Below are 14,420 nucleotides of genomic sequence, written 5' to 3'. Positions count from 1 at the left end.
CCCAGCAACCCGTCAACCGGACGCGGGCCCCTCAGCGGAAGCCGGGATTGGTCAACTGGCCTACATCCTCTTCCAGCACCTCGAAGGCCGCTACCTTGTCCTTCGGGGGGCGGATGAGGCGCTCGCCCAGCGGCTGGACGTCGAAGCGCGCCCCCACGGTGGCCAGGACCTTGCCGGTAATGAGCACCTGGCCCGGGCTGGCGGTACCGGCGAGCCACCCCGCAATCCCGACGCCGTCCCCCACCACGGTGTAGTCCGGGCGCACCTCGGTGCCGATCATCCCCACCAGGGCTCGGGTGCTGTGCAGGGCGATTCGCAGCTCGCAGCGCTCGTCCAGGGGCCTGCGCGACATGGACCGCTCCCACTCGGAGCGCAGCGCCAGGGCGGCCCGGACGGCCCGGATCGAGTCCTCGCCCTTCACGTAGGGGACGCCGAAGAGGGCGCGCAGGGATTCGCCCCGGAAGCCCTCCACGGTGGCCTCGAAGCTGAAGACGATGCCGCTCATCCGCGCGTGAAAGTCGTTGAGCATCTGCGTGGCGCGCGCGGCGCCGATGCGCATGCACAACACGGAGAAGCCCACGAGCTCCGCGTGCAGGATGGTGAGGTTGCGCTCCTCCAGGCCGGGCAGCTTGCCGCCCTGCTTCTGGGCCTCGGCGGCGCGGCGCTCGGCCACCTCCGGCGGGTGGAAGCGCTCCAGGTCGCGCCGCAGCCTGTCCGCCGCGGGACTGCCCTCGCGCGGGGAGAACTTCTGCACGCCGGTGGCCACCAGATGCGCCACCGCGGTGCAGGTATCCAGCATCGACTCCACGCTGGCGTCACCCTTGGCCGACAGGTTGACGTAGAGCACCCCCGCATAGGGCGGCTCGGTGCCGATGGGGATGCACAGCACCCGGTCCACGCCATAGAGGATGACGCTCTCCCGGCCCGCGAAGCGGCGGTCATCGCGCACGTCGCCCACGGCGAGCGCACGGCCCTGACGCAGGGCCTCCTCCACGATGGCATCCGAGACGGGCACCTCGCCCTTGGCCAGCCGGCCGCGGTGGCGCACGGCGGCGGGCACCAGAGCGCCCGTGGTGTGCTTGAGCAGCACCACCGCCGTGGTCGCGTCCGTGACCTCCAGCAGCCGGTCCATGGTGGTGTCCAGGAACGACGACAGCGTGCTGGCCGACGAGAGCGCCTCCGCGGTGCGGAACAACAGCACCAGCGTCTCCTGCCCCACGCGCGGGCTCGCGGCGGGCAGCGGCGCGGACGCGGAGAAGCTGTCGTCGAAGGAGACCGGGCCCACGTTGTCCAGGAGCCGCAGCACGTCCGCGTCGCGCACGTTCTTCGCCAGCAGGACGGAGGGGCCCACGTCCTGGCCGTGGCCGAAGCGCACGACGCCGCCCGCGCCCAGGTCCACCATCTCCGTGGCCGCGTTCTCCACGGTGTTGGGCTGGCGCACGGAGAGGACGTTCTCGCCCAGCGCCACCGAGTCTCCGGCGACGAGCTGCCGAGAGCCCTGCAAGGGCGCGCCGTTGATGCGGCTGCCGTTGCGACTGCCCAAATCTTCGATTCGCAGCACGTCACCGTCGACGTACAGCCGCGCATGCCGGCGTGAGACGAGATCGCCGCCCAGGACGATATCGTTCTCGTCCGCGCGGCCGAGGCTCGTCACGCCCTCAGGCAGATCGTACGACGTGTCGAAGTAGCCGGGCCCGTTGATGATGATCTGCCACATCGAATGCCCGACATTACACGACTCTCCCGCCTGTTGAGAGAAGGAGACTCGGACTCAGTGCGGGTATCCCGTAACCCGGCGCCACGACACGTCTCTCCGCACCGCGTCATTTCACCTGTGGTGCGAATGTCCGAACGATTGCTCAGCGGGGCCGGTGGATGAACAGGGACGCGCCCTGTCTCACCACGGGGAAGGCCGCGAGCGGTCGAGTCGCCGGGCCATTCAGCACCTGCCCCTCCCGGGTGAAGCGGGAGCCATGACAGGGGCATTCCATGACGCCGTCGGCCGGCACCCAGTCCACGGCGCAATCACCGTGCGTGCAGATGCGCCAGAGCGCCGCGTAACAGCCAGGTGAGGTGTGGACGACCACCACGTCCAGCAGCGCCTGGGGAATGCGGACCTCCGCGGCGCCGCCGGGGACATCCAGCGCGGGATACTCCACCAGGGAGACCTCCACCCAGCCCTCGCCGGGTGGGCCCGACGGCACCGGCGGCGCACAAGACGGGCCCGGCCCTCCCGCATCGGGAGGGTCGAGCACCACGGCTTCCCGCCACCCGTCACCACACCCCGCCCCGAACGCCGCCAGGGCACAGGTACCCTTGAGCAGCGTGCCGAGCGCGGCGCGGCGGTCCACCTCCCCCTTCATGGACAGGGGACATGGCCGTGGCGGGAGCCGCTTCACGGGGTGCCGCTCCGAAGCGACACACCGTTCACCACCGCGACGGCATCCAGGTCGAAGCCCCCGGAGGTGCCGCCGTAGCGGTTGTTGCCTGCGTCGACGATGCGCACATACCGCGCGCGGCTCAGGCCCACCGTCGCCAGGTCGAACCCGTCTCCACCCGCAACCGCGGGGTCCGTGGCGCTGATGCCGTTGGCCGGATTGGCCTGGACAGTGGCGACGCCCGCGCATCCCGGGTAGCCGCCCTCGGCGTCCGTGGTGGCACAGGGGAATTCGTACCAGGTGACGCCGTCGTCACTGACGGAGACGATGCCCCGCTCGGAGTGCGTGGCCGCTCCTCCCGCGACGAGGAAGGCGTTCTCGAACACGAGCAGGTCCACGCCCGGCCCATCCACCACGGCGATGTCGGTGAAACGCAGCTCGATTTTGCCGCCCCGGCCCAGCGAGAGCACGTCCAGCGAGCCGTTGTCCGGCCCCAGCCCCGACGGGGGCCCGAGCACGACGTCCGGGAAGCGGTCCTGCCCGAAGCCCGCGAAGTCGCCGGGCTCGAAGAGGACGACTTCGTCCGCGTATGGATTCTCGGGCGGAAGTCCGGCATCGGGCTCCAGCGGTGTGGAGCCATCCGGCTGTCCCGCGTCGTCCCGCACGGGGTCCGTTCCCGCGTCCTCGCTGACGCCGGAGGAATCGTCACCACATGCGGCGGTGCCCAGGAGCACGGCGAGCGCCGTGCCCCAGACGAAGTGGTGGAGGCGATGGTGGCTCATGGCACGGCCCGGATGCGGACCAGCCGCTCACCGTTCACGTCCTCGACACCCACCAGCAGGTCCGAGCCCAGATGGGTCAACTGCGTCACCTGGGTGCACTGGTCCACGAGCGTCAGCACCGGCGTGCGCTCGCCAATGACGACCTCACCCGGGGTCGCGTCCGCGGAGAGGGCGTAGCGGGACACGTCGGTGGTGATGAACTGCCAGGTGTCATCGTAGGCACCCCGCTTGACGACGACGCCGTCACCGAAAGCGGAGGCCGCGTTGAAGTCGCTGCCCACGTCAATCTGGGGCTGCGCATCCAATGCGAACGGCGTGTTGGAGGAGAGCGCCGCGCTCACGACGGAGGGCGCCACCGCGTAGACCACGTTGGCGTAGTCCGGCGGAACGACGAACCCGAGCACGGAGACGCCGTTGGTCGCCACGGCACTGAAGCCATTTCCGCCGGCGGCCTGCGGGAAGTCGGCCACCTTCACGGAGGCCACGGGCTCCGCGGAGGTCACCAGCGCATAGATTCCGAAGCCGTCGATGGCGGACAGCCCCATGCTGTTGATGAGGAAGGCGGACGTCGTGCCCGACGTGAACGCGGCGGCGCTCATGTTGCCCGGCGAGTTGACGTAGCTCGAGTTGTCAGGGGTGAGGATGTCATAGAGCGAGACCGTGCCCGCGCCACCCGACTTCGTGTAGCCGGCCAGCAGCCGCTCGGCGCCATGCACGAGGAAGCGGTTGGGGAAGATGCCCGACGTGGCCCCACGGTCCTCGGGCGCCAGGACGTTGAACAGCGGCGACGCGGAAGGCGTCAGGTCCGGCCAGATTCCCAGCGAATGGACGTCCGCGCTCGTATCCCCCTGCACGGCGTAGACCGCGTACGTGGGGCCTGGCGTGACGGCCACCGCCAGCACGTCGTCCGGCATGGGCGCGGAGCCCGCGGTCTCGAAGCCCGCCTGGAGCTGAAGCGTGCCGAGCACCGGGTCGTACGGCGCCGTCTCACACGTGTACTCCGTGCCCGCGTCCGTCTCCGTGCCCGCGTCCGGCTCCGTACCCGCGTCGGGCTCCGTGCCCGCGTCCGGCTCTGGATGGGTGCCAGCATCGGTCTCCGGGTCGGTGCCCGCGTCTTCCCCGGGGAGCTGCTGGATGGGCCGCGTCTCACACTTCTCCGAGGCGCACGTCCACTCCTGGCCCGCGGGAGCGGGGCCGTTCTCGTTGCGGCAGTCGTAGACATCCACGCATTCGGAGCCACAGCCCGTGGTGGCAACCGCCAGCACCAGACTGGCCGTGGCGAACATCAGGGACTTCGTGCGGGCTCCTGCGCGTTTCACATCGGCGTACTTCATCGGTGTCCTCGCTCCCTCTTCCGCCCCCACGGGCGAATGGGCTTCCAGGAGGACACGGCCGAAGGCAAAGCCCCGGCGGACCTTTCGCGCCGGACAGCACCGCCCCCGCCGCCTCCCCTCGGAGGCCTCGGTGATGTCCGTGCCAAGGGCACGGGTCTTCGGCAGGTTTTCGGACTCGCAGGCGCGGGTGCACGGAGCACCCACCTACTTGCCGTCGCTTCCCAGCCCGCTTCGGGCCAGTGCTTCACGTGACGGCGTTCGTTCCTGCTCACCGCTGCGGGGCAGTCCCGGATTCACACCGGGTTCCCTTGAGTCACCGTGGCTCCACGGCGACACCGAGGACGCGGGCGGGGATATGGCGGGTGCAAGCCATTGTCAATGACTGGTCCCCAGGCGCACCCGCCGCCGCAGCAGCGCGAGGAACAGCGGGCCTCCCAGCAGCGCGGTGACGACGCCCACGGGAGGCTCGGCCCCGAACAAGGGGAAGGCCAGCCGCGCCAGCAAATCCGACAGGACGAGGAAGGCCGCGCCTCCCAGCGCCGACAGTGGCACCAGCAGCCGCTGGTCCGGCCCGAAGGCCAGCCGCAGCAGGTGCGGCACGATGAGGCCCACGAAGCCAATCAACCCCGTGAGCGCCACCGCGCCCGCGACGCTCGCGCTGGCGGCCAGCAGCAACCAGCGGCGCGTCGCCGCCACCGGAACCCCCAGGGACGCCGCGTCATCATCACCCAGCGACAACAGGTTCAACCGTGCGGAGAGCACCCACATGACGCCAATGGCGCCGGCCTGAAGCAGCGCGGAGAGCAGCAGCGTGCCGCCGCGCTCGTACCCCAGCGCTCCGGCGAGCCAGTAGAGGATTTCCCCCAGCCGGTCAGGGGCGGACAGTGTCTTCACCAGGGTGATGGCCGCGGAGGCGAACGCGTTGAACACCACGCCGGTGAGCAGCGCGGCATAGGGCGCGCGCGACGCGGAGCCCCGGCTGGCGGAGAGGACGAAGAGGATGGCGGCCCCCGCGCCCAGGAAGGAGAAGAGCGCGGGCGCGGACAGACGCGCCATGGCGCCGCCCAGGCCCGGTGCCACGTCCCCCACGGTGGCGAGCCCCACCGCGAGCGCCAGCGTCGCCCCCATCGCCGCCCCGCCGGACACACCGAGCACGAACGGGTCCGCCAGCGGATTGCGCAAGAGCCCCTGGAGCGTGGCGCCCGAGGCCGCCAGCCCCGCGCCCACGATGGCCCCCAGCAGCGCGCGCGGCAGCCGCAGCGACCAGAAGATGACGGCGTCCGTGGACGTGGGCTCCGTCAGCGCAGCGGTGAGGGAGATGGACTGCTCACCGAAGCGCACCGCCACGGCCAGGCAGCCCACCGCCAACACGAGAAAGCCCCCGAACAACATCACCGCGCGCGAGGCGCGAAAGCCTCCCGCTCCGCCATGTGCACGCTGGGATGTCGCCGGCTCGCTCACGGCGCGGCCTTACCTGTTCCCTTCGGATGCAGCAAACGGAAGAGTTCCTCCAGTCCCCGCCCCAGCGAAGGTCCCGGCTGCAACAGCGACATGGAGGGCAGGTCCACCCAGCGCGCGCTGGACAGACCGGGCAGGGCCCGCAACTTGTCCTTGCCCACGTCCACGTCCGCGGCATCCACCACCACGGTGGCCCGGGCACGCACCACGCGCTCCACCGAGTACACCGGGTACGCGGAGCTCGCGTCCGCCGCCACGTTGATGCCGCCCGCGTCCCGGAGCAGCTCGTCCGCGAAGGAGCCAGGCCCCGCCACCACGAGCGGCTCGAAGCCATAGACGAACAGCACCCGCGGCGCGGGCAGCTTCTTCGCCGCCTCCCGGATGCGCGTGCGCGTGGCCTCGATGCCCACCACCACCGCCTCCGCCTCCTTCTCCCGTCCGAGCGCCTTCCCCACCGCGCGCATGGCCGCGAGCACGTCCGCCACGGAGTGCAGCGGCAGCAGCAGCACGGGCACGCCCAGCTCCGCCATCTTCTCCACCGGACGCTGGTTGCCCGGCCCGGGCTGCACCAGGAGCAGGTCGGGCTTGAGCGCAATCACCGCCTCCACGGAAGGATCCGTGAAGCCGCCCACGCGCGGCAGCTTCGCCACCTCCTTCGCCTCGTCGAAGCGGGACACCCCCACCAGCGTGCTCCCCGCGCCCAGGGACAGCACCATCTCCGACAGCGAGGGCGCCAGCGTCACCACGCGCCGCACCTTGGAAGGCGCTGGCGGTCCCAGCGTCCTCAGGCTCGAGCTCTCCGCCGCGCTCACCGTACCGGCGAGCAGGCACAGCACCGTGGCGAGCAGGACGGACATGCCCGAGCAGAGACGCGAAGTGGAAGTCGTGTTCATCGGCATGGCGTGCGCTTCCTCAGTGCAGGGCGGTGACGTCAATGGCATTGGACACGGGCCGGCGCGGGTCCGTGGGACACGCCTCCAGCGCGGGCCCCAGCGCCTGGGGTGAAGAGAAGCCGCGGCGCTCCACCAACCGCCCGTCCTCCACCGCCACCACGAAGACGCGGCCCGCGTTCGTGTCCGCCAGGTACACCGCGCCCTCCGCCACCGCGAAGCGGCTGGCCACGGAGAGGTTGCAGCCCGGCGTTCCGGGCTCACACCCCGCCTTGAGCGCGTACGCCGCCACGGGCGCGTCGTTCTTCACCAGCACCAGCCCGGAGGCGCGCACGGCGCTGGCGCTGTGCCCGTTGGCCTCGTCGTACTCGGCCTCGCCCAGGCAGGCCACCACGAGCTGGTCCCCCACGGCCTCCACGTAGCCCGCGTTGAGGCAATCCGCCGCGCCCAGGTCGATGGCGCTCACGCTGCCGCTCGCGGGGTCGATTTTCGCGAGCATGCCCGGGCCATTGGGCTTGTAGCCGTTGTAGGGATTCAGGTTGGTGAGGCTCACGTACACGCCCGACTCCGTCGCCGCGACGGAGTAGGGCAGCGGCAACACCGTGCCACCGTCGAAGGGCTTCAGGTCCAGCCCGGTGAGCGAAATCGTGTCCACCTTGCGCGGCTGCTCGGGGTTGGAGATGTCCACACGCGCGACGGCATTGCCGAACTGGAACATGGAGCCGCCCGTGCCGAACAAGGGGACATACAGCGTGGTGCCCCACTTCGCCAGCGCCTGCGGGCTGGTGTTGGCCCCCAGGTTCACCTGCGTCACGGTGCGCAGACCCAGCCCCGCCCCCTGGGAAGGGCCCTCTCGCTTGAGCACCTGCAAGGTGTTGTTCACCGAGTCCACGACGTAGACATAAGGCGGGTCCACCAGGATGTCGTTGGGCGAGCCCGCCACCCCGCCCAGCGAGTCCTCCTCCACCACCGTCCCCAGCGCGCCACCCGCCGCCTGGAGCAGCTTCGAAGCCGTGGCGTCCGCGGCCAGCACATGACCGTCCCAGGACGCGAGCGTCTGCACGCCCGAGCCGAACTGACGCCGCGGCCCGAGCTGGTCCGTCCCCGCCTGGATGCCCACGAGCTGCCCGTGGGTGTAGCAGGCCGCCACCACGTCGTAGCCGCAGCGTCCCTCGTGGCACGTCTGCACGTCCGGACACACGTTGCCGCAGGCGCCGCAGTTGAGCACGTCCGCGCGGACGTCCACGCACGAGTCTCCGCACCGCAAGCTGCCTTCGGAGCAGCCTTCGCGGCACACGCCGGATTCACACACGAGCCCGGCGGCGCACGCGTTGCCACAGGCGCCGCAGTTCGCGACATCGCTCGCCGTGGCCACGCACGCGCCACCGCAGGACTCCGTCCCCGGGCGACAGCCACAGACGCCGGCCTGACACGTCTGCCCATCGCCGCACGCGTTGCCACAGGCGCCGCAGTTCGCGACGTCGCCGCTCAGGTCCACGCAGGCGTCACCGCAGACGGACAGGCCGGAGGTGCACACCGCGCCCTCCTCGGGACACCCGGTGAGCAGCAGCGCCGCCACGGCCGTCAGAAACAAGGTCGGAATGAACGGCTCAGGGAACAGGGGACGCGGGCGAGTCATGGGGCTCCCGAGTGGATGAGGATGACGGTGACGCGCCGGGCTCGAGCGCCACCGCGAGCGTCACGTAGACGGAGCGTCCCGGCAGCGGGAAGCCCGTGAAGTCGAAGGTCCGGACATCGAGGAGGTTCTTCAGCTCGACGGAGAGGGTGAGGTCCGGACCATGAAGGAAGGTGCTGGACGCGCCCGCGCTCACCAACGTGCGTGAGGGCAGGTCCAACGAGCCGGTGCGGTTGATGAGCTGCGCGGACTGGTAGAGCACTTCCGCGCGGGCGTTGAGCCAATCCGGCCCCGCGCGCACCCGCCCCACCCACTTGTGCCTGGGACGGTACGGCAGGTCCTTGCCGAAGAAGCGCGGGTCCCCATAGCGGTTCTCCGTGCGCAGGTACGTGTAGCCCGTGCTGGCCAGGAGCCAGGAGAAGGGCCGCGCCTCGCCCTCCAGCTCCAGGCCCCACACGCGCGCGGTGTCGAAGTTGTACGGGCGCGCCATCAGCGGCGGGTACAGCTCATAGGCGATGAGGTTCTCATACAGCGCCGCAAAGCCGCCCAGCGTGAGGCCCCATCGTGGCGCCGCGTCCTCGGAGTCTTCCGGACCAGAGCGCCACATCACCGCCGCGTCCGCGTACAAGGCGCGCTCGGGCTTCAGCCCGGGGTTGGGCAGCAGCGTCCCCTGCCGGATGTACAGCTCCAGGAAGGACGGCGCGCGGTGGGACTGCCCGGCGTTGGCGCGCAGCCCGAAGCCGCTTCCCAGTTCGACGGATGCACCCAGCTTCGGCGACAGCAACCAGTACGGCCCCACCCGCTCCAGCCGCATCGAAGGCACCACGTCCAACGTGCCTCCGAAGAGCCGCACCTCATCCATGGCCATGACGCTGGCGCGCCACCACGAGGAAGCCTGTGCGCCCTCCTCCTGCGTCACCGTCTCACCCGAGGTCGCCACCGTGACCGTCAGCGACTGGTGCTCTCCCAGCGGCCTGCGGCCCTCCAGCTCCACGCCGCCCACCGAGTGCCGCTGCGCGCCGCCCGCGCCGGGAATGTGCCCCGTCACCTCCAGCCCATCACGCCGGAAGAAGCCTCGCGCGCTCCCCTGCCCCAACCCGCCGAGCACACCCGACCAGCGGAGGCCCAGCGCCAGCCGCCCCAGCTCCTGGTCTCCGGTGGACTGGGGATTCTGCACGGTGCCTGGAATGGCGCGGTCCTCCAGGGACAGCTCCGCGAGCGCATCCAGCCGTGAGCCCCCCGCGAGCCGTCGCCGGTAGCGCAGGAGCGCACCACCGCCCTGCGCGTTGTTGCGGGCGCGCCGTTCGGAGACCTGGGGATTGCCGTCCACGGCGGGCAGTTCATCCACGTCGTAGGCGAAGTCACCGTCCGAGCGGCCCGCATGCACCAGCAGCAGCGCCTGCCCGCCCAGCATCGGCCCCGTGGCGGCGACGTGGCCCAGCGCCGTGTTCCAGCTCCCGTAGGTCACCTCACCACTCGTGCGCAGGTTCGGCCCTGGTGCGCGGGTGATGATGTTGATGGCGCCGCCCAGGCCGCCGGAGCCATAGCGCGCGCCCGCGCCACCTCGCAGCACCTCGAAGCGCTCGACCAGCGCGGCGGGAATGAGTGACAGGTCCGACAGGCCGCCCGCGCCGTTGAGCGGAATGCCATCCAGGAACACGAGCACGCCGTTGGACGACGCGCCCCGCACCACCAGGCTCTTGCTCTGTCCGTAGCCGCCGGAGTCCTGCACCGCGAGCCCCACCGAGCCCACGAGCAGCTCCGCCGTGTCGCGCGCCTCGCCCGCTCGCTCTCGCGCATCAATGACGGTGATGGCGCCCGTCGGGTCCCTCCGCTCCGGAGACTCAGGCGGAGGGGGTGTCCTACCGCGAACCACCGTGGTGCGCGCGGGGGCGGGCTCGGCCTCGGAAGGCTGCGCCCTGACGGGACATGGAAGGCTGAGCACCAGGCACACGGCAGGCCCAGCGAGGAAGGTCCACCGCATGCTCCGCCTTCCGCTCCCTCCGACGAAGAGAGAAGGCCAACCGCCCGGGCCCGCGAAAGGCTCGGCCGCACCCCTGGGCAGGTCTCCTGGCTGACGGGCTCTGGCGACTGGCGCACGCTGCGTCATGCCAGAAGAGGACTTCCGCCTTCCCCCAGAACGGCGCTCGGCCGCGGATGGAGTGGCGACAAACCGAAGCCCCCGGCCCTGACCTCAGGGCTGCCCGTTCACAGTGGCGGGACCGCGCCGGACTCGCACCGGCTTCCCTCTTGAAAGCCCGACATGGGCACCCAAGGGCGCGCCCTTTGTAGGAGGTCACCTCCGGCGGGTCAAGCTCACCGGGGGCGTCAGCGAGGACACGCGCACGGACTGCTCGAAGGCATACGTCTGGAGGAACAGGAGCTCCACGTTCCCCAGCGTGAGCCGGGAACGGCACAGCAGCGGCGCGGGCCGGCCCGGCAGGATGAGCACCCCATCCTGGTACGTCCCCCGTTCGCTCTCCAGGTCCGTCACGCACCACAGCCCGGTGTGCGGCTCACGACGAAGGCGCGCATGCAGGCGGGACACCGTGGGCTCGGCGAGGACGATGTCGCACTCGGCGCCGCTGCCCACTGTCACCTCGGCGTCCGCCGTGCGGAACCGTGGGCGCACCTCCAGCACTACGGGCGCCATGGCGCAGGGCGTCGATGCCCTCTCCAATGACCGGGACGCTCCACCGCGAGGCCGCGTGGCAGCAGGCTCCCACAGCAACACGGGCCAGCTCCCATCATGGGCTCGCGCATCGCGAGGAGCTGGCTGGAACACGCGCACCTTCCTGTTCACCGGATGGACGCGTGCAACATGGACACGAGACTCCGGAGGCGCCAGTTCCTGGAGCCTCGGGACGTGCGATTCACCGCCAGGTCCCACCGCGTGGGATGTCCACCCACGCCTGCCACCAGGCGACTACGGGACGTCCGGCGTCCCCGCGTCCTCGCAAGCCACGCCCGAGCCGGCATCCGGCTCGACCTCCGCGCAATCCGGAAGCGCCAGCTCCAGGCCCTCCTCACCGAAGAGCAGGGCCTCGTCGTCATCGGTGGAGAAGGTGCCCGTCCCACCGTCCGCGGCACGCAGCCGCGCGATGGGGTCCTCCACGGCGCAGCCTCCGCTCCAGGCCAGCAGTGCCAGGACGAGCAGGTGCCGGAACGTCCCGCGAGGCGCGTGCGATGCGAAGTCAGTGCGGTTCATCGGGCGGCCACCTTTCACGGGAAGACCATCATCGCGACGCTCAGTCGCGGCCGGACGGCCCAGCCCTCATGGAGCGGTTCGAACCCCTGCGCGCTCTGGAAGCCGATGAGGGGGCGGCCGAAGACGACGTCCATCGCCAGCGAGCCCTCCACGGCGAAGTACTTCGAGAAGCGCCAGCGCAGGGAGGTATCCGGCCCCGAGAGGAGCGCGGGGACGAAGCGGGGGCCCGCGGTGTCCAGTCCGCCCACGCGCGCAAAAACGGTCCGGCCGAAGAGGAGGAAGCCCGCGCCCGCGCCCACGCTCCAACGCCACGCACCCGAGCGGAGCACGGGCGTGTCCAGCCAGAAGCCGAAGACGTACTGCTCCAGCTTCACCTCGGTGCGGGTCTCCACCATGCTCGACGGGAGGCCCGCCAGGAACTGGAAGCGGAAGCGCAGCCGGGGGAACTCCCAGCCGGCCCCGAGCAACCATCCCTGGTAACCCGTTGAGGCGTAGCCATCGAGCGAGGCGAGGCCGCCCGCCAGGAGCTGCCACTGCACGGATGAGGACTCCGGGACCACCGGAGCAGCTTCCGCCCGGGGCACATCCCCCGTGTCCGCCGCCAGCGAGGCGGAACCCGCGAGCAGCCCTCCCAACACGCCGAGTCGCAGCAAGCCGGTGCCCGATGCCATGCGAGCAACGCTACTGTCCCGGCAACGGGGGACGGAAGTCCCCCGCCCGGCCATTCAACGGTTCGTTGCACGCTGGAAGTGTCGAGCGGCCAGCGCCCCGCGCCCACCGGCCCGTGTCACGGCAGCCGGTGGAACAGCGGCAGGTTCGCGGGGGCGGGATACACCGCGACGCCATGTGTGGCCCCGAGGTCGGGACTGGAGATGACGACGTCGGGCGTGGGCGCGCCAGAGACGCTGAGCTGGCTCGGGCTCAGCCGGGAAATGCTCCCGGAGTTGTAGGCCATCCAGAGCCCCCCGCCTTCGTCGAAGGCGAGCTCCTTGGGACCGCCCGCGTCAATCTGGATACCTGGGACGACGCTCACCGCGCCGGAGCCGCCCTGGTCTTCGGGCGTGAGCCGCACGACGACGCCGCTCGCGCCATAGGAAACCCACAGGTTTCGCTCCCCGTCGAAGGCGAGCCCCGCGGGGCCCGCGAAGCTCCTGCCCGGAGCAGCCTCCATCACGTCGATGCTCGTAACAGGCGTCACCGCGCCGGACGCCTGGAGGCTCGATGCGGCCACCTTGTGGACGCGAGAGGCCCCGGCCGTCACATCTCCCACCCAGAGGTTGCCCATGGCGTCGAACGCGAGCGTGGAGGGGTCTCCCAGCCCGCTCAACACGACCTGCGGCGCCGGAGCGGTGCCGGAGACAAGCTGGGCCGCTCCAAACCGGATGACGGTGTTGCTGAACCCGATGGAGGTCCACAGGTCGCCGGCGGCATCGAATGCGATGGCGATGGGACCCGGGCTCCCGGCGCTCAACACGCCGCCGCTCATGATGACGTCGGGGCTCTTGACGCCAGAGGCGCCCAGGTCGCCTGCGGGGTAGCGCCGCAGCTCCCCCGACCCCAGCGCCACCCAGAGGTTGCCACGCCTGTCGAACGCGAGCCCTGAGGCCCGGGGAATGCCCGGGCTCGAACCGAGCCGGACGGTGGCCGGCGGCGCGCCCGTGACCTCCAGTTCCTCGGTGGCGAAGGCCTCCACTTCGGCCGCCCCGTTGCTGGTGGACAGCCACAGCCGCTGGCTGCTGGGGATGAGCGCGTATTGGATGGCCGCCGCTGCTGCTTCGCCATCCAGGACGCAGACCTGACGGGCCGGCGCATCATAGGCGGCGCGAACCCGTCCGCCGCTCCCCGCCACCGGCTCGGGGGAGAGCGTCCACATGCCCGCCGCGAGCCCCGCCAGCCGGCCGCCCGCGCGCACCTCCCGGGACTCACTGCCCCGGCGGATGATGACGTGAGGGTTGGCGGAGGCAGGAAGTCCCTCGATGGCCAACTCCAACGTCCCCGTGCCTGTCTCGGGACACCCGCCCGGGTCCGGGTCCGAGGCATCGCCACACCCCACGGAAGTCACGACGGCCAGGACGAAGAGAATGGTTCCGCGTCTCACAAGGTCCCCCTTTCGAGCGCACGCTGCGCTCACTCGATGAGCACGCAGATACAACCGAGCGCACGTGGGAGGTGTCAACCGAGGCAGGCCCGAAAGGCGCCTGCTTCGGCCAAACGAAGCCAGCGCCACCTGCACGCCAGTACGCGCGTGAATATCGATTCCAGTGGGATGCGGATGCAGATTGGAAAGAGCTGCTCGCCCGATTGCGAAGTCGCCGCCCGGGAGGCGGGCGCGGAGGCGCTGCGAGGCGCGGACGCGCCCACCTTCGCCTTGGTCCTCTGCACGGACCAATATGACGCGGATGACCTGGCGTCGGCGCTCCGGCGGGAGCTCCGGGACCTCCCCTGGGCCGGATGCTGCGCGGCGGGTGTTTTCGCTGGAGCCGAGCTGCTGCACCAGGGGCTGGTGGTCGCGCTGTTCGGCGGGATGGACTTGCAAGTCGGAACGGGGATGGGTGGGCCCGTGAGCAAGGACCCCCGAGCGGCCGGACGTGACGCGGTGGCGCGGGCCATCGAGAAGCTGCCTCCCATGCGGCCGGGGCGCCGCCGTGCGCTGCTCGTCTTCCCGGACGCGCTGAGCGGGAATCCAACGGAAGTCGTGCGCGGGGCGCAGCAGGAGGCGGGGGCGGGTGTCGTC

Annotated in this window: 13 protein-coding genes and 2 riboswitches; of the genes, 1 reads left to right on the top strand and 12 read right to left on the bottom strand. The window is 71.0% G+C overall.

The window, feature by feature from the left end; all coding sequences use genetic code 11:
* Positions 1-31: 31 nt before the first annotated feature.
* The 12 genes from FL344_RS24000 to FL344_RS23945 form a co-directional block, all read right to left on the bottom strand.
* Entirely contained in the window at positions 32-1,717 is a 1,686-nt protein-coding gene (locus FL344_RS24000; protein WP_141620151.1) for an FHA domain-containing protein, read from the bottom strand.
* 142 nt (positions 1,718-1,859) lie between these two features.
* A complete protein-coding gene (locus FL344_RS23995) occupies positions 1,860-2,363 on the bottom strand; it encodes a ubiquinol-cytochrome c reductase iron-sulfur subunit (RefSeq protein WP_141620173.1) in 504 nt (167 codons plus the stop codon).
* A gap of 32 nt (positions 2,364-2,395) precedes the next feature.
* Complete coding sequence (locus FL344_RS23990) at positions 2,396-3,160, bottom strand: cell surface protein (RefSeq protein WP_141620150.1); 765 nt, start codon at positions 3,158-3,160, stop codon at positions 2,396-2,398.
* A complete protein-coding gene (locus FL344_RS23985; RefSeq protein ID WP_228565319.1) occupies positions 3,157-4,479 on the bottom strand; it encodes a hypothetical protein in 1,323 nt (440 codons plus the stop codon). Before FL344_RS23985 ends, FL344_RS23990 begins: the two co-directional genes overlap by 4 nt.
* 157 nt (positions 4,480-4,636) lie before the next feature.
* Positions 4,637-4,849, bottom strand: a riboswitch (cobalamin riboswitch).
* Positions 4,850-4,869: 20 nt separating this feature from the next.
* Complete coding sequence (locus tag FL344_RS23980; protein ID WP_141592708.1) at positions 4,870-5,955, bottom strand: iron ABC transporter permease; 1,086 nt, start codon at positions 5,953-5,955, stop codon at positions 4,870-4,872.
* A complete protein-coding gene (locus FL344_RS23975) occupies positions 5,952-6,845 on the bottom strand; it encodes an ABC transporter substrate-binding protein (RefSeq protein ID WP_228565318.1) in 894 nt (297 codons plus the stop codon). Before FL344_RS23975 ends, FL344_RS23980 begins: the two co-directional genes overlap by 4 nt.
* Positions 6,846-6,864: 19 nt before the next feature.
* Positions 6,865-8,481, bottom strand: coding sequence for an MXAN_6577-like cysteine-rich protein (locus FL344_RS23970; protein WP_141620147.1), 1,617 nt, complete (start codon positions 8,479-8,481; stop codon positions 6,865-6,867).
* Positions 8,453-10,462: a TonB-dependent siderophore receptor gene (locus FL344_RS23965; RefSeq protein ID WP_141620146.1), complete on the bottom strand. Its 2,010-nt coding sequence runs from the start codon at positions 10,460-10,462 to the stop codon at positions 8,453-8,455. Before FL344_RS23965 ends, FL344_RS23970 begins: the two co-directional genes overlap by 29 nt.
* A gap of 58 nt (positions 10,463-10,520) precedes the next feature.
* A riboswitch (cobalamin riboswitch) is annotated at positions 10,521-10,768 on the bottom strand.
* A gap of 6 nt (positions 10,769-10,774) precedes the next feature.
* Positions 10,775-11,131, bottom strand: a complete 357-nt coding sequence (locus FL344_RS23960; protein WP_228565316.1) for an FHA domain-containing protein — start codon at positions 11,129-11,131, stop codon at positions 10,775-10,777.
* 273 nt (positions 11,132-11,404) lie between these two features.
* The gene (locus tag FL344_RS23955; RefSeq protein WP_141620144.1) at positions 11,405-11,686 is read right to left on the bottom strand and encodes a hypothetical protein; all 282 of its coding nucleotides are present in this window, start codon (positions 11,684-11,686) and stop codon (positions 11,405-11,407) included.
* A gap of 14 nt (positions 11,687-11,700) precedes the next feature.
* Positions 11,701-12,357 (bottom strand): hypothetical protein, encoded by a 657-nt coding sequence (locus FL344_RS23950; protein ID WP_228565315.1) that lies wholly within the window; start codon positions 12,355-12,357, stop codon positions 11,701-11,703.
* Positions 12,358-12,473: 116 nt separating this feature from the next.
* Positions 12,474-13,784, bottom strand: a complete 1,311-nt coding sequence (locus FL344_RS23945) for a hypothetical protein (protein WP_141620142.1) — start codon at positions 13,782-13,784, stop codon at positions 12,474-12,476.
* A 147-nt stretch (positions 13,785-13,931) separates the two neighbouring features.
* Between FL344_RS23945 and FL344_RS23940 the strand changes: the two genes are divergently transcribed.
* Positions 13,932-14,420: FIST N-terminal domain-containing protein (locus tag FL344_RS23940; RefSeq protein ID WP_305021771.1), on the top strand; the 489-nt coding region annotated here is incomplete at its 3' end.

The sequence above is a fragment of the Myxococcus sp. AB036A genome, from assembly GCF_006547355.1.
In the GTDB taxonomy this organism is placed as follows: Bacteria; Myxococcota; Myxococcia; order Myxococcales; family Myxococcaceae; genus Myxococcus; species Myxococcus virescens.
Note: the sequence above shows the minus strand (reverse complement) of the source record. Positions and strands in the feature narration are given on the sequence as shown.